The organism is Actinoplanes sp. NPDC051411 (assembly GCF_040682075.1).
Lineage (GTDB): Bacteria > Actinomycetota > Actinomycetes > Mycobacteriales > Micromonosporaceae > Actinoplanes.
The window spans coordinates 1-22,012 of sequence record NZ_JBFBAD010000126.1 but is presented as its reverse complement, the minus strand read 5'-3'; the positions used below and the strand labels follow the sequence as shown (position 1 = coordinate 22,012).

Below are 22,012 nucleotides of genomic sequence, written 5' to 3'. Positions count from 1 at the left end.
CCCACAGCCTGAGACGTGGGTCACTGTGCTCACCATCCGCGCCCGGCACAGGGGGTCCGGTGTGGATGTGTGGACCGCACACATCCGGGGGTGTCGATGCACACCGTCCCACCCGTCGATGTGTGTCGATCCGGGATGTGTTTCGCCCCGCCGGCTGCCTAGCGTGGCGTCCATGCATAGAAGACTCTGGATATTAGTGGCGTTCCTCGCCGCGCTGGTCGTGGTCACCCCGGCCCACGCGGCGACCGGCCTCACCCAGGTCGGCTCGTTCGGCAGCAACCCGGGCGCGCTGCGCATGTACAGCTACGTGCCGGCCGGCCTGCCCTCCGGCCGCCCGGTCGTCGTCGCGCTGCACGGCTGCGGGCAGAGCGCCTCCGACTACTACGGACACTCGGGCTGGCCGAAGTACGCCGACCTCGACCAGGCCGCGCTCGTCTTCCCCGAGCAGACGTCCTCCAACAACCCGCTGTCCTGCTTCAACTGGTACGTCAACGGCGACATCACCCGCGGCGCCGGCGAAGCCCTCTCGATCAAACAGATGGTCGACTACGCGGTCGCGAACTACGGCTCCGACCCCCACAAGGTCTACGTGACCGGCCTGTCGGCCGGCGGCGCGATGACCGCCGTCATGCTCGCCACCTACCCCGACGTCTTCGCCGGCGGCGCCGTGGTCGCGGGCCTGCCCTACAACTGCGGAACAATCTGCCAATACCAGGCCCAGACCAAAACCCCGGCCCAGTGGGGCGACCTGGTCCGCGCGGCCGACCCCGGCTTCAGCGGCCCGCGCCCGCGGGTGGCAATCTGGTACGGCACCTCCGACACGACGGTCGTCCCGGCCAACGCGACCGAACTGCGCGACCAGTTCACCAACGTCGCCGGCGTCTCCCCGACGGCGACCGGATCGGTCGCCCTTCCCGGCGGTACGACCGAGGACCTCTACGGCACGTCGGTCGCCCTGTTCAAGGTCCCCGGCATCGGCCACGGCACCCCGGTCGACCCCGGCTCGTCGGTGTCCCAGTGCGGCACGACCGGCACCTACTATCTGGCTTCGATCTGCTCGTCCTACTACATCACCCAGTTCTGGGGTCTGACCGGCGGCGGCTCCACCCCGCCCCCGACGACAACCCCGCCCACAACGCCACCCACCACACCGCCGCCTACCTCCCAGCCTTGCTTCACGGCGAGCAACTATGCCCAGGTGGCGGCGGGCCGAGCCCACCAGACGGCCGGCCAGACCTACGCCAACGGCTCCAACCAGGCGATGGGCCTATGGAACACCTTCACGACCCACACCCTCCGCCAGACCAACCCCAACTACTACGTCCTCGCCGACGGCCAGTGCTGACACCCGGAATCTGCCGGCCGTCAGGACACCGGGCTCACCCGGCCCGGCCGATCCCTGCTCCGACAGATTCCTCCTACGGTGTCAGGCGTGGGATTCTCCGTGAAGCTAGCCCCGGGCGTACGGGTGCGTGCCTCCTCGCGCGGCGTCCGAACCAGCATCGGCCCGCGCGCGGCCCGCGTGCACATCGGCGGCGGCCGGACCGGGATCTCCACCGGCGCCGGACCGGTCAGCCTCTACACCTCGATCGGCGGCAGGTCACCCCAGACCGCCTACCAGCGACAACTGGCCCAACAGGACCGGGCGTCGCGGGCGCAGTATCTGGCCGACGCCTTCCTGCGCATCCTGAACCTGCATCGCGTCGACTTCCCCCTGGCAGAGCGGCCGGTGGCCCCGGAGTCGGCCGCACCCGACACGGCGGCGATCTACCAGCACTACGGGAAGCAGGCGCTGGCCGGAATCGGCCTGTTCAAGCGTGCAGACCGGGCCGCGGCCAAGCGGCAGGCGGAAGCCCGGGCCGAGGCCGAAACGGCCCGGCAGTGGGCCGTCCTCAAGGACCAGCAAGCCCAGTGGCAGGCTGAGCTCGACCGCCAGTGGCAGCTGCTGATCGCCAACGACCCCGGCACCGTGCTGCAGACCCTGGCGGCCGCCTTCGAGGACAACGAGGCCCCGTCGGCCGCGGTCGGCGTCGACGGCGGCGAGGTTTCGCTGGTCGTGCTGGTTCCGCCTGCCGATCAGGCCATTCCCGATCAGATGCCGGGCCGGACCGCCGCCGGCAACTTGTCCCTGAAGAAGATCACCCAGTCCGCGCGGAGCGACTACTACAAGCAGTTCGTGTACGGCCAGGCTCTGGTCACGCTCCGCGAGGCGTTCGCGGTGGCGCCGGGCCTGTCCGGCGGCCGCGTCGTCGTGCTCCGTAACGACGGCCGCGACCCGTACGGATGTCCGGTCGTGCCGTGCCTCGCGGCCGTCTCCGTCCGGCGGCAGGCCCTGGACGGCATTCGCTGGCATGAGGCGGACGCGATCGACATCCTCAACGCCGCCGCGCACGAGAGCCTGATCGTCCAGAAGGGTCGCAGCAAGGAGCTCGCTCCCGTCGACCTCGCCGCCGAGCCCGACATCGCGGCCCTCGTCCAAGCCGTCGACCTCGACGAACTGGCTGGAGCCGGCTGATCCCGGGTGGCAGGCCAGGGAGTCACCCTGGGGCGACCGCCCGGGCCCGCCGCCAGGCTGGCCGGCATGAGAAGACGACTCGTCCTGCTGATGGCGGCCGCTGTGCCGCTCTCGGCGGCGCTCATCCCGATGGCCGCGGATGCCGCCCGCCCGGCCGCCGCGACCCGCTGCGCCGCCCTGCCCATTGACGCCCCGCCCGGCGCCGTGGTGGAGGAGGTCACCGCAACGGCTCAACCGGCCGGCACGGTCGCCTTCCCCGGCTCGCCCATTCCCGGTCAGCCGCCGGTCACCGACGTGCCGGCCCGGTGCGAAGTCACGGTCACGCTCACCCATCCGGGCGCCGGTGACCACGTCCACGTGAAGATCGCGCTCCCCCAGGATCCCAAGCAGTGGAGCGGCCGGTTCCAGGCTACCGGCGGCAGCGCCTACCTGGCCGGTGACTTCGGGTTTCCGCTCGCCACCGGGGTCAAGGCCGGCTATGTCACCGCCGCCACCGATGCGGGGGTCGGCGGCAACCCGGTCGATGTCAGCGGCTGGGCGCTCGACGCCGACGGCCATCTCGACAGCGCTCTGCTGACCAACTTCGCGTCCCGCGCCGCGCACGACATGGCCGTCGTCGGCAAGGACGTCGCCGACCGGTTCTACGGCCGGAAGGTCACCTACTCCTACTGGACCGGATGCTCGACCGGCGGCCGCCAGGGCTACCAGGAGGCGCAGGCCTATCCGACCGACTTCCAGGGCATTCTCGCCAACTCCCCGGCCATCGACTGGGACCGGTTCGCCGTCGCGACGCTCTGGTCGCAGGCCGTGTTCAACGAGACCCGGACCCACCCCTCGGCCTGCGTGGTCGACGCGTTCACCAAGGCCGCGATCGCCGCCTGCGGCAACAAGGACGGCTACATCGACGACCCGTCGAGCTGCCACTGGGACGCCCGCCGACTGGTCGGCACCCGGGTGGTCTGCGACGGGCGGACGGTCACCATCGACCGGGCGACCGCGGACGCCGTGAACCGGATCTGGGCCGGGCCGCCGGAGCTGGGCTACGGCCCGAACAAGGGCGCCGACCTGTCCAGCATCGGCGCGGCGGGCTCACCCTTCATCGTCGCCGACATCTGGGCGAAGTACTTCGTCACCCGCAACCCGGCCTTCGTCACCACGAAGCTGACCTACCGCACGTTCGACCAGCTCCTGCGCTCCTCCGAACGCCAGTTCCACGACGTCATCGGCAGCGACGACCCCGACCTGTCCCGGTTCGCCCGGGCCGGCGGCAAGCTGCTGAGCTGGCACGGCCAGGCCGACCAGCTGGTCCCGACGCAGGGCACGGTCGCTTACCGCGAGAAGGTCAAGGCCTCCGACGTCGGCGACTTCTACCGCCTCTTCCTCCTCCCGGGCGTCACCCACTGTGGCGGCGGCGCCGGCCCGCAGCCGACCGGCGACCTCGACGCGCTGGTCAACTGGGTCGAGCACGGCCACGCACCGGCCACCCTCAAAACCACCAAGACCGAGAGTGACGGCACGGTGCTGACCCGCGACGTCCGGCCTTTCCCGGCCAAGGCGGTCGGCTCCCCCTCCGGGCAGGGCTAGCTTCCCGCGTACGGGATGAGGCCCGGGCGTGATCGCCCGGGCCTCGCCGGCCGGTACCGTGGATACGTGACCGGATTGACCGTCAAGGGGGCGGCGACGCGTGAGCGGATCGTGCGGGCCGCCGCCGACCTGATCCTCGAGCGCGGCGTCGGCGGGATGACGCTCGACGAGATCCGGGCCGGCACGGCGACCAGCAAGAGCCAGCTGTTCCACTATTTCCCGGGCGGCAAGAGCGACCTGGTCGCGGCGATCGCGGCCCTCCAGAGCGAGCGGGTGCTCGAGGCGCAGCGGCCGTGGATCGACCGGCTCGACTCGTTCGAGGCGTGGCAGGCGTGGCGCGACGCGCTGGTCACCTACTACCGCGACCTCACCCACAAGTACTGCTCGATCAGCGCCCTGGTCAACGAGGTCGCACCGGGCGATCCGCGGCTGGCCGCCTCGGTCAACGAATATGCCGAGGCCTGGCGCGACAGCCTGGTCGCCGGCGTGCGCCGGATGCGGGAGTCGGGCCGGCTGGGTCCGGACGCCGACCCGGAGCGGCTCGGCACGGCCGTCTTCGCGACGCTGCAGGGCGGTCTGCTGATCATGCAGTCCGGCGACTCGATCGAGCCGCTGGCGGCCGCCCTCGACGGGGCCCTCGACATGCTCCGCTACCACGCGGCGAGCTAGAGACCGGGGAGCAGCCGGCGCAGGGCGGCGTTGCGCTGGTTCACGATGTACGCGCCGATCCGGGTGCCGGGCAAGGTGTGGGCCAGGTGGTAGGCGCCCGCGTGGTGCACGAGTTCGGTCGGCACCCCGGCCTCGAGCAGGCGTCCGGCCAATCGCAGCGCCTCGTCGCGGGTCGGATCGAGCTGGTAGGTGGCGAGCCAGGTCGGTGGGAGCCCGGCGAGATCGGCCGCGGTGGCCCGCGCCGGCGCGGCCAGCAGGGGTACGTCGTCCGAGCCGCGCCCGTAGTCGCCGAGGTAGTAGTCCCACAGGATCGGGCAGTCGGCACCGCGCCACATCGGGGTCTCCGCGAACTCCCGCATCGACGGGGTGTCGCAGCGATCGTCGATCGTGGGCGCGTCCAGCAGCAGCGCGACCGGCCGCGCCGCGCCCTCCTGCTTCGCGCGCAGGGCCAGGGCCAGGGCGAGGCCGCCGCCGGCGCTTTCGCCGACGACCGCCACGCGGTCCGGGTCGATCCCGTACGCCCGGGCCGCCGCGCTCGTCGCCCAGCGCAACGCCGCGGCGCAGTCGTCCAGCGCGGCCGGATACGGATGCTGCGGCGCGAGCCGATAGTCCACCGTCACCGCGATCAGGTCCAGCTCGTCGGCCAGCGCGTAGCCGGGACGGTCGGCGCTGTCGAGGCTGCCCAGCGCGTACGCGCTCGCCCGCAGGAAGATGACCGCCGGCCGTGGGCCGGCCCCGGGGTGTTGAAAGAGCCGCAGAGTCACGCCCTCGGCGGTTCGCACGTCCACCGTCTCGACCGTCCGGCTGGTCTCCGGCACCGACCCGACGGCCAGGAACCGTGCCTCCAGCGCCCGGGTGGCAGCCAGGTCGGAGAAGTCGGCCCGCGGTAGCATCGGCGCCAGCACCGCCAGTTCCGGATCCACGACCGCAGATTCATCGTTGTTCATACTCGTTATCCGACCAGCCGCCGGGTCGCTCGAGCCACGACCGTCCCCGCGCCGGATACGACAATTCGCGCGGGAGACGCCTTGCCCGTCCAGACCATCGGGTCAGCCGACGAACTGGCCGACCTGACCGCGCTGATGGAGCTGCCCTCGGCGCTGGTCAGTGCGGACGCCACGTTCCGGTCCACGGTCGACCACCGGAGCCTGGGCGACGGGGTGACCGTCGCGACAGCCGAGACCGCCACGATGCGCCTGCGCCGGGGTGCCCGGCAGATCGCCGCCTCGGCCCGCGACGACCTGCTGATGCTGTGCATCCACCTCGACGGCTCCGCCCGGGTTCGCCAGCACGACCGCCTCGCCGAACTCGGGCCGGGCGACGCCGTGCTCTTCGAGAGCCGCCGCCCCTCGGACGTCGAATATCTGCGGCTCAGCCGCACGCTTTCCCTGCAGTTCCCGCGCTCGCTGCTGGAGCCGTCGGCCGGCCGCCTCGACGACCGGTGCGCCCGCACACTGCCCGCGACCGCACCGGCCCTCGCGCTGCTCACCGGCTATCTGCGGCAGCTCCACGCGGTGGCGCTGCCGGCCGCCGTCCAGCCGGCCGTCGACCTGCTGGCGCTGGCGCTGGGCGGCGAGCCGGACCGGGCGGCGACGCTGCGGGCCGATCTGCGGAAAAACCTGGCCGACCCCACGCTGACGGTGGCCACCCTCGCCCGCCGGCATCACCTCTCGCCGCGGCGGCTGCACGAGCTGTTCGCGGACGGCGGCGGCACCCCGGCGGCATACTTGCGGGCGCTCCGCCTGCGCGCCGCGCAGCGCGCCCTCGCCGACCCCGGCCGCCGGGGCGACACCGTCGCGCGGATCGCCGCCTCGGTGGGTTTCCGCGAGGTGCGCAGCTTCGAGCGGGCATTCACTCGCGAGTTCGGGATGAGCCCGGGCGCCTACCGCCGGATGCACGGCTAGGCCGCGTTTCAGAAGTCGCTACACGCCGGTCGTACCATCGATGCGCTCGCGCAGGATGTCGGCGTGACCGTTGTGCCGGGCATATTCCTCGATCATGTGCAGATAGACCCAGCGCAGATCCATGGTAGTACCGCGGGTACTGATGAACTTTTCGTCCAACGACCGATCTGCCGTGGTCACCCGCGCAGCCTGCACTTCTGCGGCGTAGGTCGCGAAGTCCGCATCCACGTCCGCTTCGTCGACCGCCATGAAGTCGCCGTCATTGTCCCAATAGATGGCGGTGACAGGCGCCGCGGCGAACTGACGCCGGAACCAGTAACGCTCCGAGTCGGCCATGTGTCGGACCAGGCCGAGCAGCGTGACCGAAGATGGCTCGGCGGCGCGCATCTTGAGCTGGTGCGCGTTCAGCCCGGCACACTTGATCAGCAGCGTGCTCCGATGGAAGTCGAGCCAGGCGTCGAGTTGCACACGTTCGTCGCCGTGTCGGGGCGGATCAACCCGATTGATCTCATTAGGTATCGCCACGCTGCCACGGTACTGAAGACCAGCTGTTTCCTGGCGGCCCGCAAGTCTGCCCAACCGGTGTCAGGGCGTGTCGGTGATCGATAGATGGCGAGGTCTCCGGTAGATGGTTCTTCGACCAAAAAGACCAATACCCCGGAGACCTCGTGGACACCATACCGGTGGCCGCGCGGGCGGACCTGACTGACGTGCAGTGGGCGGTGCTGGCGCCGTTGCTGCCTGAGGGCAGGAAACAGGGCCGTCCGCCGAAGTGGACCAAGCGGCAGCTCATCGACGGTATTCGCTGGCGACTACGGGTGGGTTCACCGTGGCGGGACGTGCCCCCGCAGTACGGACCTTGGCAGACGGTGTACGGCCTGTATCGCCGTTGGCAGCGCGACGGGACCGGGGTGCAGGTCCTGACCGGGTTGCAGGCCCACGCGGACGCGGCCGGGCTGATCACCTGGGATGTGGGCGTAGATTCGACCATTGCTCGGGCGCATCAGCACGCGGCGGGTGCACGTAAAAGGGGGATCTGCAGATCGAACCACCCGGCGGAGTCGGTGCAGTCGAGCCTCCGGATCACGCGTTGGGGCGCTCACGGGGTGGGTGGACCACGAAGTTGCACCTGGGCTGCGAACAGGGCCGCAAGCCTTTGTCGCTGCTGATCACCGCCGGACAGCGCGGAGACAGCCCGCAGTTCGCCGCCGTCCTCGAACGCATCCGGGTTCCCCGCCTGGACAGTGGTCGGCCACGTACTCGACCGGACCGGGTACTGGGTGACAAGGCGTACAGCTCGAAGGGCAACCGGACGTACCTGCGTCGACGTCGGATCCGGTGCGTCATCCCGGTCAAGGACGACCAGGCCACCAACCGGCGCAAGCTCGGCTCGCGTGGTGGCCGACCATCTGCCTTCGACAAACAGACGTACAAGCAGCGTCACGCCGTGGAGTGCGGCATCAACCTGCTCAAACAAAACCGCGCCGTCGCCACCCGGTTCGACAAGCTCGCCGTGCGCTACGAAGCCACCATCCACGTCGCAGCGATCAACATCTGGCTCCGCTGTCTGGAACGGAACTGATGAAACGTCGGCTAGGCCGGCCGGAGTGCCGAAGGACCGCGACGAAGCAGAACGACCCTGGACTGCGGCGAAGCAAGGCGAGCCCGGGGTCGCGGCCGGCACCGGCACACGCCCGGGCGGCCGTGAGCCGCCCGACCGCCTGGATCAACGCGGTGCCGGCCGGCCCGGCCCGCGAGCGCCCGCTATTGCCAGCGCAGACCCGACCGCGTCCGCCAATAGACCTCCGGCTTCTCGGCCGTCGCCGACACCCGTTCATCGAGCGAAGCGCTCAGCGACTCGGCGGCCAGGTTGGCCGACAGCTGCCCGGTGGTCGCCGCCCCGGACAGGACGATGCGGGCCCACGGCTGCCGCAGCACCGCCGCCAGCGCGACCGCGTCGGGCGTGCTGCCGAGCTCGGCCGCGATGGCCGCGAGCGGCCCGCCGGTGGCGGCCAGCCGGCCGTTGGCCATCGCCTCCTTGACGATGACCAGGCAACCCGCGTCGTGGGCCTCGGACAGGGCCGGCCCGGCGCTCGGTTCGAGCACGTTCCACGTCGCCTGCACGCTGCGGAACAGCGGCATGCCGTCGACCGCGATTTTCAGCGCGGCCCGGATGACCGCGGCCTGCGCCGGCCCGCTCGTGGAGAAGCCCACCGCGACCCCCTCGGCCGCCAGCCCGGCCAGCCGGTGGTGCAGCGCCGCGTCGGTGAGCGCCGGGCTCTCCGGGGTGAGCGAGTGGATGTGGTAGATGTCGAGCCGGTCGCCGAGCAGGGCGCGGGTCTCGCCGATCTGCCGCTCGAAGGTCGCGAGGCTGTGGTCCTTGACCTCGTGGACCGGCGCGTCGAGGCGCCAGTCGCCGACATAGGTGTAGCCCCACTTGCTGCCGACCACCACGTCGCGCCCGACCGGGTGGGTGGCGAGCCAGCCGGCCAGGAACTCCTCGGCCCGCCCGTAGGACCGGGCCACGTCGAAGTAGCGCACGCCGGCCGCGTGGGCCGCGTCGAGCAGCTCGCCGACCCGCGCCCGCATGGCGTCGACCGTGCGGGCGCCCGGCAGGTCGTGGGCCCGGCCCAGGTTGATGTAGCCCGGGCGGCCCACCGCGGCCAGCCCGAGCCCGATGCGCGGGGCGCCCGCCAGCCGGTCGATCATCGTCATGCCGTCCATCTCATCACGGCGGCGGCTCGGCTAGTTTGGGCCTGTGGACAGCCGAGCGGTCTACCCGGGCACCTTCGACCCGTTCACCGCGGGGCACCGTGACGTGGTCGACCGGGTGCGGCGGCTGTTCGGCCGGGTCATCGTGCTGGTCGCGGTCAACCCCGACAAGCAGCCGGCCGAAACTGTGGACAACCGCGCGGCCACCATCCGGGCCGGCCTGCCCGCGGACTGGTCCAATGTGGAGGTGGCGGCCTGGGCCGGCCTGACCGCCGGCTACTGCCGGCTCCACCGGGTCGACGTGCTCGTGCGGGGCGTCCGCAACCAGGCCGACCTCCGGCACGAATATCCGCTGGCCGTGCTCAACGAGGAGATGGGCGTCACCACGCTGCTGGTGCCGGCCCGGCCCGGCCTCGCCACGATCTCGTCGACGGCGGTCAGGCGATCACAAGCCGACCGATCGCCCCGTCCCGCACCGTGAACCGCTGCTCCAGATCGGCCACGCCACCGGGGAAGTCCCCCTCGAGGTGGATCCCGACGATCCAGTCGTCCCCGTCGCGGCGGGCGCCGGTCACCGTGGTCGTATAGGTCCACTCGGTCGACGCCCGCTGCCGCCAGGCGCTGATCTCCCGCGTACCCCGGAAGGTTCTGCCCTCGTCGGTGACGGCGGCGTCCGGGGCGAAGGCCCGGACCGCCGCCTCGTCGTCCTTCGCCGCGTGGGCCGTCAGGTAGGCCCGCACCGCGGCGGGCATCTCGATCTCGGTCATGGAGACAGCGTGGGCGCTCCCGCCCGGCGAGGGTCAAACGCTGGACTCTCCCCCCAGGTCAGGGTGCAGACTCTCCCCGTGTTGACGATCGGGGAGTTCGCCCAGCTGACCCACCTGAGCATCCGCACCCTGCGGCGCTACCACGAGGCCGGCCTGCTCGAACCGGCGCGCGTCGACCCGTCCACCGGCTACCGCTACTACTCGCCCGCCCAGATCCCGTCCGCCCAGGTCATCCACCGCCTGCGCGAGCTCGATCTGCCGCTGGCCGACGTCAAGGCCGTCCTCGCCACCGAGTCGCCCGGCGAGAGGGCCTCCCTGGTCAGCGACCATCTGCGGCGCCTCGAGGACCAGCTGGCCCGCACCCGCGCCGCTGTCGCCTCGCTCCAGCGCCTGTTGCAACCAACTTCCGGGCTGTCGCCCGAGATCCGGTCCGAGCCGGCGACGTCCGTCGCGGCCGTCGAGGGTACGGTCGGGACAGCCGAGATCCTGTCGTGGTATGCCGGGGCCATGGCCGAACTGGACGCGGCTCTCCCGGCCGCGACCGGCGCCCCCGGCGGCCTCTACGCCAACGAGCTGTTCACCGAGGGCCACGGCCACGCCCTGGTCTACCGGCCGGCCCCGCCCCCGATCCCGGCGATCGGCCGCGTCCACGAGGTGATCCGGCCGGCCGCCGAGCTGGCCGTGGTCGTCCACCCCGGCGACCACGACACCATCGGCGTGACCTATGGCGAGCTCGGCCGGTGGGTCGCGACCCACGCGCTCGCCGTGGCCGGGCCGGTCCGCGAGCGTTACATGTGCGGCCCCCGCGACACCCCGGACGCCACGGCCTGGCGCACCGAGATCGGCTGGCCGGTCTTCCGTCTCGCCCCACCGTGAGCGGCTTGCCGGGCCGTGAGGGGCGGGGCGGTCCACCCGCGTACGCCTCGAAAGCGCGAGCGGACCGCCCACCGCGACCGACGTCAGGAGACGAGCGGCCGCAACGTCTCGCCCGCGAGGGCGACCCGGCCCGGCACGTGCCCGTTGAGAATCATGTTGATGCAGATCCCGTCGATGCCCTGGTCGAGGATGTTCGTCTTGATCTGCTCGGCCACCTGCTCGGGCCGGCCGACGAAGGCGCGGGCGCGCCGCGCTTCCGGAATGCGGGCGGTGAGCTCGCGGGCCTCGGCCTCGGTCTCGGCCAGGAAGACCGACGCCAGATAGCTCGTCGCCAGCGTCGACGGGTCGCGACCGGCCTCCTCGCACCGCTGGCGCAGGGCGGCGACCTTCTTCGGGATGTCGGCCACGTCGCAGAGGATGTTCATGTGGTCGGCGAAGTGCGCGGCCAGCCGGAACGTCTTCTTCTCGCCCGAACCGCCGAGCATGATGGGGATCTTCGGCCGGATCCGCGGATTGTTGAGCGCGTTCTCGACCCGGTAGTGCTTCCCGCTGAACGTCGGGTTCTCGCCCTTGAGCATCGGGGCGATGATGCTGAGCGATTCCTCCAGCTTCTCGAACCGCTCGGTGAACGTGCCGAAGTCGTAGCCGAAGCTGTTGTGCTCGAGCTCGAACCAGCCCGCCCCGATGCCGAGGACCGCCCGCCCCTTGGAGACCACGTCGAGCGTCGTGACCGCCTTCGCCAGCATCGGCGGATTGCGGTAGCTGTTGCCGGTGACCAGCGTCGACAGCTGCACCGACGAGGTGGCGGTGGCCAGCGCGCCGAGCGTCGTGTAGGACTCCAGCATCGGGTTGTCCGGCGTGCCGATGCCGGGCAGCTGATAGAAGTGGTCCATCACCAGCACGGTGTCGAAGCCGCTCGCCTCGGCCTCGCGGGCCTGCGCGACCACCGTGTCGAAGAGGTTCTCCACCGGGACGCCGGGATAGGTGAAGTTGGGAATCTGGTAACCAAGACGGATCGTCACGCCTACCGAACGTACTCGCTCGGCCAGTCCGCGGCCCGGCCACCCGGCCAACGGTTAAGCGCCGACCACGCGGTCGCGGCCCGCCCGCTTCGCGGTGTAGAGGTGGTGGTCGGCCCGCTCGAGCAGGTCGCTCACGGCGTGCGGGCCGTCGACCGCGGTGGTGACGCCGATGCTGGTGGTGACCGGCAGGCCGTGGGTGACGCTCGACCAGTCGTGACCGCGGATGCGCAGCCGCAGCTCCTCGCAGAGCAGCAGGGCCTCGCGGGCGTCGACGTCCGGCAGGATCAGGAGGAACTCCTCGCCGCCCAGGCGGGCCGCGACCGTACGCCCGGTGGCCGCCTCCGCCAGCAGCTGGCCGATCTGCCGGAGCACCGTGTCGCCGGTGCTGTGCGACAGCGTGTCGTTGACCCGCTTGAAATGGTCGAGGTCGACGATGGCCAGCGAGATCGGCGTGCGCCGGGCCGCCGCCTCGGTCAGCAGGGCGGGCAGGCGCTCGTCGACGTAGCGGCGGTTGTAGAGGCCGGTCAGGGCGTCGCGGTGGGCGAGCTCGCGGAGTTCCTCGCTGACCCGGCGGGCCTCAGTGGCGTCGTACGCGGCCTGCAACGCGTGGGCCCGGGCCTCGCGCTGGGCCGAGTGCAGCGCGGTCGCCTCGGCGTAGAAGACGCGGTGCTCCTCGTACGCCTCTTTGTACCGGCCCGTGTCGGCGTAGAGCGCCGCCTGCCCCTCGCGGACCTGGGCCCGGATCAGCCGCAGGTTGCGCTCCTCGGCCATCGCCGCGCCGGCGTCGAGGGCCGCCTGGGCCTCGGCGTACCGGTGCCCCAGCCGCAGGGTCTCGGCCATGGTGAGCAGGCACGTGGCGAGGGCATCGCCCTCGTTGCCGGCGACCTTCGAGTTCGGCTCCAGGACCGGAGCGAGCGTGGCGGCCGCCCGGTCGTAGTCTCCGCTCATCATCTCGACGCGGGCGATCGTGTCGAGCTGGCCCGCGCTGAGCGGAAAGTCCTGCTCGGCGGCGACGTCGCGCATCTGCTGGCAGTACCGCCGGGCCAGCGGCTCGTCGTCGCGTTCGAAAGCGGTGTACGCCATGTTGTTGAGCACCTGGGCGATCAGCTCGCCGTCGGCCAGGGCCATCGCGATGTCGAGCGACTCGGCGAAACGCCGGTCACCGTCGGCCGAGTGGCCGTTCTCGTCGAGGGCGATCGCCAGCGTCAGCAGATGCCGGGCCCGGATGCCGACGTCGGCGTCCTCGGGCAGGCACGACAGGCCCTGCAGCGCGTGGGTGTGGGCCGACGAGACGTCGCCGACCAGGCGGTAGAAGAGGGAGACCTCGCGGTGGGCGCGGGCCAGCAGGTAGGGGCTGCCCTGCCGCTGGGCCCAGGCGAGAATCTGGTGGGCCTGCCGGCCGCCGTCCTCGATCTGGCCCTCACGCATCATCACGCTGATCACCAGCAGGCGGCACCGCTGCACGAGGTCGGCCTCGCCGAACTCCTCGGCCCGGCGCATGAGCGCGGTGGCGGGCTCGGTGAGCGTACGCAGCGCGGAGACCGGCCGCCCCTCCAGCTCGGAGACGGCCGCGGCCAGCCGTGCGACCTCGCCGTCGGCCGGGGCCGTGGCCGGCCCGGCCGGCGCTATCGCCTCAGTTGTCACGTCTCGCCTCCGCCACCTTTGCATCGGGCTGCCCTCTGATCGGCGCCCGCCGGCCCGGATGTAGGAAACCCCGGCCGCCAATGCGGCCGGGACCCCGCGGACGCGGGCCGGCAACGAGGCCGGCGACGCGGCCGGCGACGCGGCCCGGCCCCGCGGAACGCGGGCCGGCGGTGCGAGCCGGCCGCGGGGATCCCGGGCGCAGAATGGGCCTGTGGTGATCGAGGCGGATGTCGCGGTGGTCGGGGCCGGCATGGCCGGCGTGTCGGTGGCGTACGAGCTGAGCGCACGACGGTCGGTGGTGGTGCTGGAGCAGGAGGGCCAGGCCGCCTACCACACCACCGGCCGGTCGGCGGCGATGTTCCTGGAGAGCTACGGCAGCCCCGAGGTGCGGGAGCTGACGGCCGAGAGCCGCGAAGTCTTCGACCGGGCGGGCCCGCTTCTGAAGCGGCGGGCGATGCTCTGGGTCGCCCCGAGCCACCAGATGGCCGAACTGTCGGAGATCTCGCACTCGCAGCCCGCCCTGCGACTGCTGACCGGCCGCGAGGCGGAGGCCGAGTGCCCGCCGCTGCGGGACGGCTGGTGCGAGGCCGCGCTGAAGGAGAGCAACGCCGAGGAGATCGACGTGCTCGGCCTCCACCAGCACTATCTGGGCAACGCCAAGCGCCGGGCGCCCGCGTCGTGCTCGGCGCCCGGGTCGAGGCCGCCGACCACGACGGCGCCCGCTGGCATCTGACCACAGAAGCAGGCCCGGTCAAGGCCGAGGTGATCGTCAACGCCGCCGGCGCCTGGGCCGACCGGGTCGCGGAACGCCTCGGCGCACCCCCGATCGGTCTCGAACCCCTGCGCCGGACCGCCGCCGTGGCCCGGGCCACCGCCGTCGACCCGGCCTGGCCGCTGGTCGCCGACGTGGGCGAAACCTTCTACTTCCGCCCCGAGGGCGCCAACATCCTGCTCTCCCCGGCCGACGAGACGCCGAGCGAGCCCTGCGACGCCCGCCCCGACGACCTCGACGTGGCGCTGGCCATCGAACGGGTCAACGAGGCGACCACCCTGGGGCTGCGCAGTGTCGTCACCGCCTGGGCCGGCCTGCGCACGTTCAGCCCCGACCGCAACCCGGTGGCCGGCCCCGATCCGCGGGCGGAGGCCCTCTTCTGGCTGGCCGGCCAGGGCGGCTACGGCATCCAGATGGCCCCCGCCCTGGCCAGGCTGGCCGCCGCGGCCGTCCTCGGAGAGAAAAAGGTCCCCGACGCGATGAACGTCAAACGGTTCCGCTAGAGCGCGACGAACCGCAACCCGCGCGCGACCAGCGCCGGGATCACCGCGTTCAGCGCCTGGTAGGTCTGCGACCGGTCCCCGCCACCGTCGTGACAGAGCAGGATCTGTCCCGGCCGGGCCGCGAGCAACTTGCTCTTGATGTGCGGCACGCCGGGCCGCGACCAGTCGCGCGGGTCGTCGCTCCAGTCGAGCGGCACCAGCCCGGCCTTCGCCACCTCCTGCAGCACGGTCGGCGACCAGTCACCGCCGGGCGAGCGGAACAGCTTCGGCGCATGCCCGGTCGTCTTCTGAATCTTGGCCTGCGCCCGCTGGATCTCCTTGCGGACCTGCTCGTGCGACTTGCCGGCCAGCCTGGTCGGGTGGCTCCACGTATGGTTGGCCAGCTGGTGACCGGCTCTGGTCACCGACTGGGCGACGCTCTCGTGCCCGAGCACCTGGTTGCCGATCATGCAGAACATCGCCGGCACATGGTATTTGTCGAGCAGGTGCAGAATCTTCGGCGTCCACACCGGGTGCGGCCCGTCGTCGATCGTCAGCGCGATCGCGTCGGCCGGGAACGCCGGCGCCCCGGTCATCCGCCGGTAGTCGCTCAGCGTGAAGATCGGCTTGTGCTGCACCGGCAGGGTCACGACCTTGGCCTTCTCGGTCGGCGGCGTCGGCCGGGGCCGCACGACCGCCCGGGTGGCCAGCGCTTTCCTCTCCGCCGGCTTCGCCGACGAGAATTCGGCATCGGCGGCGCCGGCCAGGAGAGCCAGCCCGGCCGCCGAGGGTACGGCGATGAGCACCCGCCGCCTCGCCACGGGGTGCTCGTCGCCGTACTCCCCCAGGCGCCCGAGCTGCCCAGCCGCTATCCGGCCACTTTTCGACTCCCGGAGCCGGTCCACCTGGGCGGCCGCGAGACGCCCGCTCTTCGACTCTCTGAGCCGGTCAACCTGGGCGGCCGCCAACCGGCTGCCCTTCGACTCCTTGAGCCGGTCAAGCTGAGTGGCCGCCAAACGGCTGCCCTTGGACTGCCTTAGCCGGTCGAGTTGAGTGGCCGCCAACCGGCTGCCCTTGGACTGCTTGACCCGTTTGTTGCGGGTCGCCGGGGCCTGGCCGCCGGTGCCGTCAGGAACCTGCTCGCCGCCGGCCCCAAGCTGCTCACCGCCGTCGGGAACCGGCTCACCGCCGGCCCCAAGCTGCTCACCGCCCTCGGGAACCGGCTCACCGCCGGCCCCAAGCTGCTCACCGCCCTCGGGAACCAGCTCGCCGCCGGCCCCAAGCTGCTCACCGCCCTCGGGAACCGGCTCACCGCTGGCCCCGAGCTGCTCATCGCCCTCGGGAACCGGCTCACCGCTGACCCCGAGCTGGCCGCCGCTGTCGGGGAGCTGCTCGCGGCTGGTTCGCGGCCGGTCGCGGCGTTTCTCGCCCGCGCCCTCGAGCTCGCCGCGGAGACCCTTGAGCCGCTCGTTGCCCTTCAGCCGATCGCGGCTCTTGCTGCTCACGCCCTTGAGCCGATCGAGCATCCGGTGTTCACCTCCCGGTCGGGGCCGGCCGCTCCTCCCACGGGAGCCGCCGACGGAACCGATTAGTCGACAGCGGGCGACGATATCAGGATCCGTCAAAGCGGACCCAACATGCATTTACCTACTTAAGTAGGGTGTTGCTCACACACCGTTCTCACCGCGGTCTCACACCCACTCGATACGTTGCCGAAGGAGTGAACGCTCAGCCGGATTCTGGTGAGTCCGAGCGCCTGTTCGTCGGCCGCTCGCGCCTCGTCCATTCTCCCCAGCGCGCGCAGCAGTTCGGCCCGGGTGGCGTGAAAAAGGTGGTAACCGGATAGGTCATCGGCCAGCGCGTCCACTTCACCGAGCGCTGCGGCCGGTCCCCGCACGTACCGTAAAGCGATCGCCCGGTGCAGCCGGGTGACCACCGACGGCGCCAAATACACCCAACATGTCATAGAGAACCAGGATCTGCACCCAGTCGGCGGCGGCCCAGCCCGGCGCCTCGGCGTGACAGGCGACGATCGCGGCCTGAATCTGGTAGGGCCCGGCCGCCGCGCCGCCGCCGCCCGCACGATGAGCTTCCCGGCGTCCTCGATCGCCGAGTGATCCCAGAGTGTCCGATCCTGATCAGGCAGCTGGATGATTTCGCCGGCCGCCGAGAAGCGGGCCGCCGCCCGGGGCCGGTGCAACCGGATCAGCGCCAGCAGCCCCGCGACCTCAGGCTCCGCCGGCACCAGCCCGTGCAGCAGCGACGCCAGGAACTCGGCGTCGTCGGCTCGGCGGTCCGACCCGCCGTACCCCTCGTTGAAGAGCAGATAGATCACCGCCAGGATCTCGGCCAGACGCTCGCCGAGCTCGTCCGGCGACGGCACCCGGTAGGGAATCCCCGCCTCGCTGATCTTGCGCTTGGCCCGGGTGATCCGCCGCCCGACCGTGGTCTCCGGCACCAGGAAGGCCCGCGCGATCTGCTCGGTCGTCAGCCCGCAACGTGAGCGCGACCTGGGCCGCCCGCGGCAGCGCCGGGTGGCAGCAGGTGAAGATCAGCCGCAGCCGGTCGTCGGGCTCGGGCGCACTCGGCAGCGGCACCAGGGCGAGCTTGGCGCGGTAGAGCCCGGCCCGCCGCAGCGTGTCGAGCCCGCGCCGCCGCGCCATGGTGTAGAGCCAGGCGTCCGGCCGCTCCGGGATGCCCTCGACCGGCCAGTGGGTGAGCGCCGCCTCGACCGCATCCTGCACCAGATCCTCGGCCGCCGAGAAGTCGCCAACCAACGGCACAAGCGCCGCCGCCAGCCGCCCCGCGTGATCACGCACCACACGAGCCAGCTCATCCCCAGCCGGCGCGCCACCCCGACCTTCCAACGACCGCACCACCTCACCGCCGCCCCGGGTAGCCGCCCACACTCACTCCCCAACCTGCCAAATTCGCGGCCAGGTGTTGCCCCGCCCGCGAGGCAACACCGGCCAGGGCCGCCCAACGGAACCAACCGGCAAGCCCCATTCGGGCAAGCCGCACCCGGCCGAAACAACCGGCAAGCCCCATTCGGGCAAGCCGCACCCGGCCGAAACAACCGGCAAGCCCCATTCGGGCAAGCCGCACCCGGCGGAAACAACCGGCAAGCCCCATTCGGGCAAGCCGCACCCGGCGGAAGCAACCGGCAAGGCCCGCCCAGCAAGCCCCGCCCAGCAAGGTCAACCGGCAAACCGCCCGCCAAGCCCTAGCCAGCAAGCCCCACCCCGCTAATCCCCACCTGTCACACGCCGTCCGGCCGACAACTCCGCCCCGCAGGACCCGGTAGGCGCCGCCCGGTGAGCCCCGGACCGGCGAGCCCGGCGACATGTCCCACCGGACCCCAACCCAGCGACGCCGCCCAGCGAATCCAACCCAGCGACATCGCCCAACGAACCCAACCCAGCGACGTCGCCCAACGAACCCAACCCAGCGACATCGCCCAACGAACCCAACCCAGCGACATCGCCGAGCGAACCCCAGCCCGGCGGCGGTCAGCCAGCGAGGGGGCGGATCTCCACCTGCGGGCAGCCCGGCCACCGCTTGGCCACCCGGAGCGCCTCGTCGAGGTCGGTTGCGCCGATTTCGGCGATGCCGCTGGTAATTACTTGCCCTCGACGAGCGGGCCCTCCGAGGCTAGGGGCTCAGCGCCGTCGAGGCGCAAGGTGGCCCCGGCCTCGGTAGGTGCCCCGGCGAGGCAAGGGGCTCGGCGCCGTCGAAGCGCAGGGTGGCCCCGGTCTGGGTAGGCGCCCCCGGCAAGCCCCCGACCGGCTAGCCCGGCGAAGTCGTCCAGCGGATCCCAACCCCGGCGGCATCGCCGAGCGAGCCCAACCCAGCGGAATCAGCCGGCCGGCGAACCCCGACCCAGCCCGGCGGCCTCGCCGAGCGAACCCGAACCCCGACCCCGGCGGAATCGGCCGGCCAGGGGCGGACCTCCACCAGGGGGCAGGCCGGCCACCGCTTGGCTACCCGGAACGCCTCGTCGAGGTCGGCTACGTCGATTTCGGCGAGGCCGCTGATGATTTCCTGCCCTCGACGAAGGGGCCGTCGGAGACCAGCGGCTCGGCGCCGTCGAGGCGGAGGGTGGTCGCGGTCTCGGGCGGCATCAGGTAGGAGTGGTGGGTTATCTGCGCGTGGTGGTCGGCGAACCACTCCCGCACCTTGTCGTAGGCCTTCTCCCGTTCGAGCTCGTCGAGCGCGGCCAGCTCGACGGCGTACTCCTCGGTCTGGGCGAACATCAGCACGTATTTCACGGCAGCTCCTCAGCCGTACATCGCGGCCAGGCGGTTCTCCTCCTCGACGATCACCACCGAGTCGCCGATCTCCATCTCGGCGTGGGCGACCGTGCCGTCGGGGGCCGGGAAGTTCATGCGGACCTGTAGAACTCGAGGGCCCGCACTGAGCCCTTGACCACCAGGCACGGGGTGATCCGGCGGTAGTTGCCTGGAATCGCGGAGGTCATCGTGTCTCCTCAGTCGCAGTGACGTGTCACCAGGAAGACGACCGGCGCACCGCCGGATGCGACAACGCGCCTAAAGTTTTCCGACCGCCTCGAGCAGCCGGTCGATCTCGTCGGCGGTGTTGTAGTGGTAGATGCTGGCCCGCACGGCGCCACCGGACTCGCGGAGCCCGGCCGCGGTGAAGAACTCGACCGCGTAATAGTCGCCGTTGGAGACGCAGATGCCCTGTTCACCGAGGATGCGCGCGGTTTCGGCCGGGCTCTGCCCGGCGACCCGGAAGGCGAGGGTCGGGCAGCGGTCGGCCGGGGCCGGCACCACGGTCACGCTCTCGATCTCGGCGAGGCCGGCGGCGAGCTTCGCCGCCAGCTCCTTCTCGTACGCCGCGACGGCCGTCATGCTCGCCGTCACCCTCTGGCGCCGGGTGTCCCCCGCGGGCGCCAGCCCGGCCAGATAGTCGACGGCGGCCGTGATGCCCGCGAGCAGCTCGAAGCTGAGCGTGCCGTATTCGAAGCGGTCGGGCGCCTCGGCCGGCGACGGGACCAGCTTGACCGGGTGGAGCGGCTCCCACGTCTCCGGCGTGGCGACGACCGCCGCGTAGTGCGGCCCCGACCACTTGTAGGCGCTGGTCACGTAGAAGTCGGCCCCCAGCGCGGCGACGTCGACGGGCAGATGTGCGGTTCGGTGCACGCCATCCGCGTACACCAGAGCGCCCGCGCCGTGCGCGAGGTCGGCGATCTGCCGGACCGCCGGGATGGCCCCGTTGGCATTGCTCGCCGCGGTGACCGCGACCAGACGGGTGTCGGCGTTGATCAGCTCTCGGTATTGCCCCGTGGGCAGGGCGCCGGTCGCGACGTCGACGTCGGCCCAGCGGACCGTGGCCCCGGCGTGCTCGGCCGCCTGGACCCAGGGCCGGACGTTGGCGTCGTGGTCGAGCCGCGAGACGACGATCTCGTCGTGGGAACTCCAGCCCTGGCTGAGCGTGCGGGCGACGAGATAGGTCAGGGCGGTGGCGCTGGGGCCGAAGACGACGCCCGCCGGGTCGCCTCCGACCAGGTCGGCGACCGCGGCCCGGGCGCTCGCCACGATCTCGCCCGAGCGGCGGGCCGGCTCGAAGCCGGCGCCCCGGTTGGAGACGGCGGTGCGCATCGCCCGGGTGATGGCGGCGATCACCGGCTCGGCCGGCTGGGTGCCGCCGGCGCCGTCGAAATGGACGAAGCCCTCGGTCAGGGCGGGATATTCGGACCGGATGCGGTCGACGTCAAGGGACATGAGGCGACTCTATGGGTAAGGGGGTGTCATGAGGGTTTCAGAAGTTGTCACTCAGGAGGAATGGCTCGCGGCGCGGCGCGCGCTGCTGGAACGGGAGAAGGAGCTGACCCGGCTGCGGGACGCGGTGGCGGCCGAGCGGCGGTCGCTGCCGATGGTCGAGGTGACGGCGGACTACGTCTTCGACGGGACGGGCGGGCCGGCCCGGCTGGCCGATCTGTTCGAGGGGCGCCGCCAGCTGCTGGTCTACCACTTCATGTTCGAGCCGGCCTGGGACGCGGGGTGCCCGTCGTGCACCTTCATCATCGACAACGTGGGGCACCAGTCCCACCTGCACGCGCGGGACACGACGCTGGCCCTGGTCTCGCGGGCGCCGCTGGCCAGGCTGGAGGCGTACCGGCGCCGGATGGGCTGGGACGACATCACGTGGTACTCGTCGGGGAAGTCGTCCTTCAACCTCGACTACGGGGTGACCATCGACGCCACGCACCGCTCCTACAACTTCCGCGACCGCAGCGGCGAGGACGGCTGGGTCGGGTGGTCCGGCGACATGCCGGGTGTCTCGGCGTTCCTGCGGGCCGACGACCGGATCTATCACACCTACTCGGCCTATGAGCGGGGCGTCGAGCCGCTGATGGGCACCTACGTCTGGCTCGACCTGACCGCGCTCGGCCGGCAGGAGGACTGGGAGCAGCCGCCGGGAAACGGGGACGGCAACGGGATGTCGTGGCTGCACCGGCACGACGAGTACCCTGAGCCTTCGCCCCGATCTTGAGGACCGAACGTGTCTGATCTGCCCGACCGGCTCCTGGCCATGCTGCGGGCGCCGAGCACCGCCCTGATCGCGACCACCAACCCCGACGGCACCCCGCAGCTGACCGAGGTCTGGGTCGACACCGACGGCAAGCACGTGCTGATCAACACCGTGCGGGGCTTCCAGAAGCTCAAGAACGTCGCCCGCGACCCGCGCGTGGCCGTGAGCATCCTCGACCGCGACGACCCGGCCGACTACTACTCGCTGGCCGGCACCGTGATCAGCACCGACACCGAGGGCGCGGCCGAGCACATCGACCGGGTCGCCCACAAGTACACCGGCGGGCCCTACCCCAACTACAGCGGCCGGCCGCAGGTGCGCGTGCTGCTGACCGTGCGGGTCGACCGGGTGGTGCACGCACCCTGGGGCTGATTGCCTCTAACGTGGAGTGATGCGGCTCCTCGACGACGTGCCCGGGCGGATCGCCCCGGCCCCCCCCCCCCACACCGCCCAAACCACGGGGCCAGGTTTAGGGGTCGCCCCCCGTGATGGGGACGTCGAAGCCCGAAA

The 22,012-nt window shown here is 71.7% G+C and carries 21 protein-coding genes and 1 pseudogene; 11 read left to right on the top strand and 11 right to left on the bottom strand.

Features of this window, described 5'->3' with window-relative positions:
* Positions 1-172 precede the first annotated feature (172 nt).
* The 4 genes from AB0M88_RS42860 (at position 173) to AB0M88_RS42845 (ending at position 4,768) form a co-directional block, all read left to right on the top strand.
* Complete coding sequence (locus AB0M88_RS42860) at positions 173-1,345, top strand: PHB depolymerase family esterase (RefSeq protein ID WP_364112139.1); 1,173 nt, start codon at positions 173-175, stop codon at positions 1,343-1,345.
* An 87-nt stretch (positions 1,346-1,432) separates the two neighbouring features.
* Positions 1,433-2,515 carry a DUF4236 domain-containing protein gene (locus AB0M88_RS42855; protein ID WP_364112137.1) on the top strand — a complete coding sequence of 361 codons (1,083 nt, stop codon included), beginning with the start codon at positions 1,433-1,435 and terminating at the stop codon, positions 2,513-2,515.
* A gap of 66 nt (positions 2,516-2,581) precedes the next feature.
* Positions 2,582-4,099 carry a tannase/feruloyl esterase family alpha/beta hydrolase gene (locus tag AB0M88_RS42850; RefSeq protein ID WP_364112135.1) on the top strand — a complete coding sequence of 506 codons (1,518 nt, stop codon included), beginning with the start codon at positions 2,582-2,584 and terminating at the stop codon, positions 4,097-4,099.
* 66 nt (positions 4,100-4,165) lie between these two features.
* A complete protein-coding gene (locus AB0M88_RS42845; protein WP_364112133.1) occupies positions 4,166-4,768 on the top strand; it encodes a TetR/AcrR family transcriptional regulator in 603 nt (200 codons plus the stop codon).
* Here the strand turns inward: AB0M88_RS42845 and AB0M88_RS42840 are convergent.
* On the bottom strand, positions 4,765-5,691 hold the full coding sequence (locus tag AB0M88_RS42840) for an alpha/beta hydrolase fold domain-containing protein (RefSeq protein WP_364112131.1): 927 nt from the start codon (positions 5,689-5,691) through the stop codon (positions 4,765-4,767). The two genes, AB0M88_RS42845 and AB0M88_RS42840, sit on opposite strands and share 4 nt — an antisense overlap.
* 105 nt (positions 5,692-5,796) lie before the next feature.
* On the opposite strand from AB0M88_RS42840, the gene AB0M88_RS42835 reads away from it, so the two are divergent.
* A complete protein-coding gene (locus tag AB0M88_RS42835; protein ID WP_364112129.1) occupies positions 5,797-6,672 on the top strand; it encodes a helix-turn-helix domain-containing protein in 876 nt (291 codons plus the stop codon).
* Between the two features lie 18 nt (positions 6,673-6,690).
* On the opposite strand, the gene AB0M88_RS42830 is transcribed toward AB0M88_RS42835, so the two are convergent.
* Positions 6,691-7,197: a DinB family protein gene (locus AB0M88_RS42830; protein WP_364112127.1), complete on the bottom strand. Its 507-nt coding sequence runs from the start codon at positions 7,195-7,197 to the stop codon at positions 6,691-6,693.
* A gap of 143 nt (positions 7,198-7,340) precedes the next feature.
* Here AB0M88_RS42830 and AB0M88_RS42825 point away from each other — a divergent pair.
* Positions 7,341-8,254 (top strand): IS5 family transposase gene (locus tag AB0M88_RS42825; RefSeq protein WP_364112125.1). Its coding sequence is split into 2 segments (ribosomal slippage): positions 7,341-7,721 and positions 7,724-8,254, totalling 912 coding nucleotides; the frame shifts between segments, so codons are not numbered across the junction.
* Positions 8,255-8,436: 182 nt separating this feature from the next.
* Here AB0M88_RS42825 and AB0M88_RS42820 read toward each other — a convergent pair.
* On the bottom strand, positions 8,437-9,387 hold the full coding sequence (locus AB0M88_RS42820; protein WP_364112123.1) for an aldo/keto reductase: 951 nt from the start codon (positions 9,385-9,387) through the stop codon (positions 8,437-8,439).
* Between the two features lie 43 nt (positions 9,388-9,430).
* On the opposite strand from AB0M88_RS42820, the gene coaD reads away from it, so the two are divergent.
* On the top strand, positions 9,431-9,865 hold the full coding sequence (gene coaD, locus AB0M88_RS42815; protein ID WP_364112121.1) for a pantetheine-phosphate adenylyltransferase: 435 nt from the start codon (positions 9,431-9,433) through the stop codon (positions 9,863-9,865).
* Here coaD and AB0M88_RS42810 read toward each other — a convergent pair.
* Complete coding sequence (locus tag AB0M88_RS42810) at positions 9,822-10,151, bottom strand: nuclear transport factor 2 family protein (RefSeq protein WP_364112119.1); 330 nt, start codon at positions 10,149-10,151, stop codon at positions 9,822-9,824. The genes coaD and AB0M88_RS42810 overlap by 44 nt on opposite strands.
* Positions 10,152-10,229: 78 nt before the next feature.
* On the opposite strand from AB0M88_RS42810, the gene AB0M88_RS42805 reads away from it, so the two are divergent.
* Complete coding sequence (locus AB0M88_RS42805) at positions 10,230-11,027, top strand: MerR family transcriptional regulator (protein WP_364112117.1); 798 nt, start codon at positions 10,230-10,232, stop codon at positions 11,025-11,027.
* Positions 11,028-11,110: 83 nt separating this feature from the next.
* On the opposite strand, the gene AB0M88_RS42800 is transcribed toward AB0M88_RS42805, so the two are convergent.
* Both AB0M88_RS42800 and AB0M88_RS42795 read right to left on the bottom strand, forming a co-directional pair.
* Positions 11,111-12,049 carry an LLM class F420-dependent oxidoreductase gene (locus tag AB0M88_RS42800; protein WP_364112115.1) on the bottom strand — a complete coding sequence of 313 codons (939 nt, stop codon included), beginning with the start codon at positions 12,047-12,049 and terminating at the stop codon, positions 11,111-11,113.
* Positions 12,050-12,103: 54 nt separating this feature from the next.
* A complete protein-coding gene (locus AB0M88_RS42795) occupies positions 12,104-13,693 on the bottom strand; it encodes a GGDEF domain-containing protein (RefSeq protein WP_364112113.1) in 1,590 nt (529 codons plus the stop codon).
* Positions 13,694-13,904: 211 nt separating this feature from the next.
* Here AB0M88_RS42795 and AB0M88_RS42790 point away from each other — a divergent pair.
* Positions 13,905-14,968, top strand: a pseudogene (locus tag AB0M88_RS42790) (FAD-dependent oxidoreductase).
* Here AB0M88_RS42790 and AB0M88_RS42785 read toward each other — a convergent pair.
* The 5 genes from AB0M88_RS42785 to AB0M88_RS42765 form a co-directional block, all read right to left on the bottom strand.
* The gene (locus AB0M88_RS42785; protein ID WP_364112111.1) at positions 14,965-16,473 is read right to left on the bottom strand and encodes a polysaccharide deacetylase family protein; all 1,509 of its coding nucleotides are present in this window, start codon (positions 16,471-16,473) and stop codon (positions 14,965-14,967) included. The pseudogene AB0M88_RS42790 and the gene AB0M88_RS42785 sit on opposite strands and share 4 nt — an antisense overlap.
* Before the next feature lie 125 nt (positions 16,474-16,598).
* Positions 16,599-17,282 carry a DUF6596 domain-containing protein gene (locus AB0M88_RS42780; protein WP_364112109.1) on the bottom strand — a complete coding sequence of 228 codons (684 nt, stop codon included), beginning with the start codon at positions 17,280-17,282 and terminating at the stop codon, positions 16,599-16,601.
* Positions 17,176-17,730 carry a sigma factor gene (locus tag AB0M88_RS42775; RefSeq protein ID WP_364112157.1) on the bottom strand — a complete coding sequence of 185 codons (555 nt, stop codon included), beginning with the start codon at positions 17,728-17,730 and terminating at the stop codon, positions 17,176-17,178. The genes AB0M88_RS42780 and AB0M88_RS42775 overlap by 107 nt, the downstream gene beginning before the upstream one ends.
* A 1,224-nt stretch (positions 17,731-18,954) precedes the next feature.
* Complete coding sequence (locus AB0M88_RS42770) at positions 18,955-19,215, bottom strand: hypothetical protein (protein ID WP_364112107.1); 261 nt, start codon at positions 19,213-19,215, stop codon at positions 18,955-18,957.
* A 279-nt stretch (positions 19,216-19,494) separates the two neighbouring features.
* Complete coding sequence (locus AB0M88_RS42765; RefSeq protein ID WP_364112105.1) at positions 19,495-20,691, bottom strand: cysteine desulfurase-like protein; 1,197 nt, start codon at positions 20,689-20,691, stop codon at positions 19,495-19,497.
* Positions 20,692-20,719: 28 nt separating this feature from the next.
* Between AB0M88_RS42765 and AB0M88_RS42760 the strand changes: the two genes are divergently transcribed.
* Together AB0M88_RS42760 and AB0M88_RS42755 are read left to right on the top strand one after the other, a co-directional pair.
* Positions 20,720-21,463, top strand: coding sequence for a DUF899 domain-containing protein (locus tag AB0M88_RS42760; RefSeq protein ID WP_364112103.1), 744 nt, complete (start codon positions 20,720-20,722; stop codon positions 21,461-21,463).
* A 9-nt stretch (positions 21,464-21,472) separates the two neighbouring features.
* Positions 21,473-21,874 carry a PPOX class F420-dependent oxidoreductase gene (locus AB0M88_RS42755; protein WP_364112101.1) on the top strand — a complete coding sequence of 134 codons (402 nt, stop codon included), beginning with the start codon at positions 21,473-21,475 and terminating at the stop codon, positions 21,872-21,874.
* The last annotated feature ends 138 nt before the right edge of the window (positions 21,875-22,012 follow it).

Excerpts from the sequence above, each read along its gene's own strand:
- AB0M88_RS42810 (WP_364112119.1), bottom strand. The coding sequence starts at position 10,151 with ATGACCGAGATCGAGATGCCCGCCGCGGTGCGGGCCTACCTGACGGCC.
- AB0M88_RS42785 (WP_364112111.1), bottom strand. The coding sequence starts at position 16,473 with ATGCTCGATCGGCTCAAGGGCGTGAGCAGCAAGAGCCGCGATCGGCTG.
- AB0M88_RS42760 (WP_364112103.1), top strand. The coding sequence starts at position 20,720 with ATGAGGGTTTCAGAAGTTGTCACTCAGGAGGAATGGCTCGCGGCGCGG.
- AB0M88_RS42860 (WP_364112139.1), top strand. The coding sequence starts at position 173 with ATGCATAGAAGACTCTGGATATTAGTGGCGTTCCTCGCCGCGCTGGTC.
- AB0M88_RS42820 (WP_364112123.1), bottom strand. The coding sequence starts at position 9,387 with ATGACGATGATCGACCGGCTGGCGGGCGCCCCGCGCATCGGGCTCGGG.
- AB0M88_RS42765 (WP_364112105.1), bottom strand. The coding sequence starts at position 20,691 with ATGTCCCTTGACGTCGACCGCATCCGGTCCGAATATCCCGCCCTGACC.
- AB0M88_RS42850 (WP_364112135.1), top strand. The coding sequence starts at position 2,582 with ATGAGAAGACGACTCGTCCTGCTGATGGCGGCCGCTGTGCCGCTCTCG.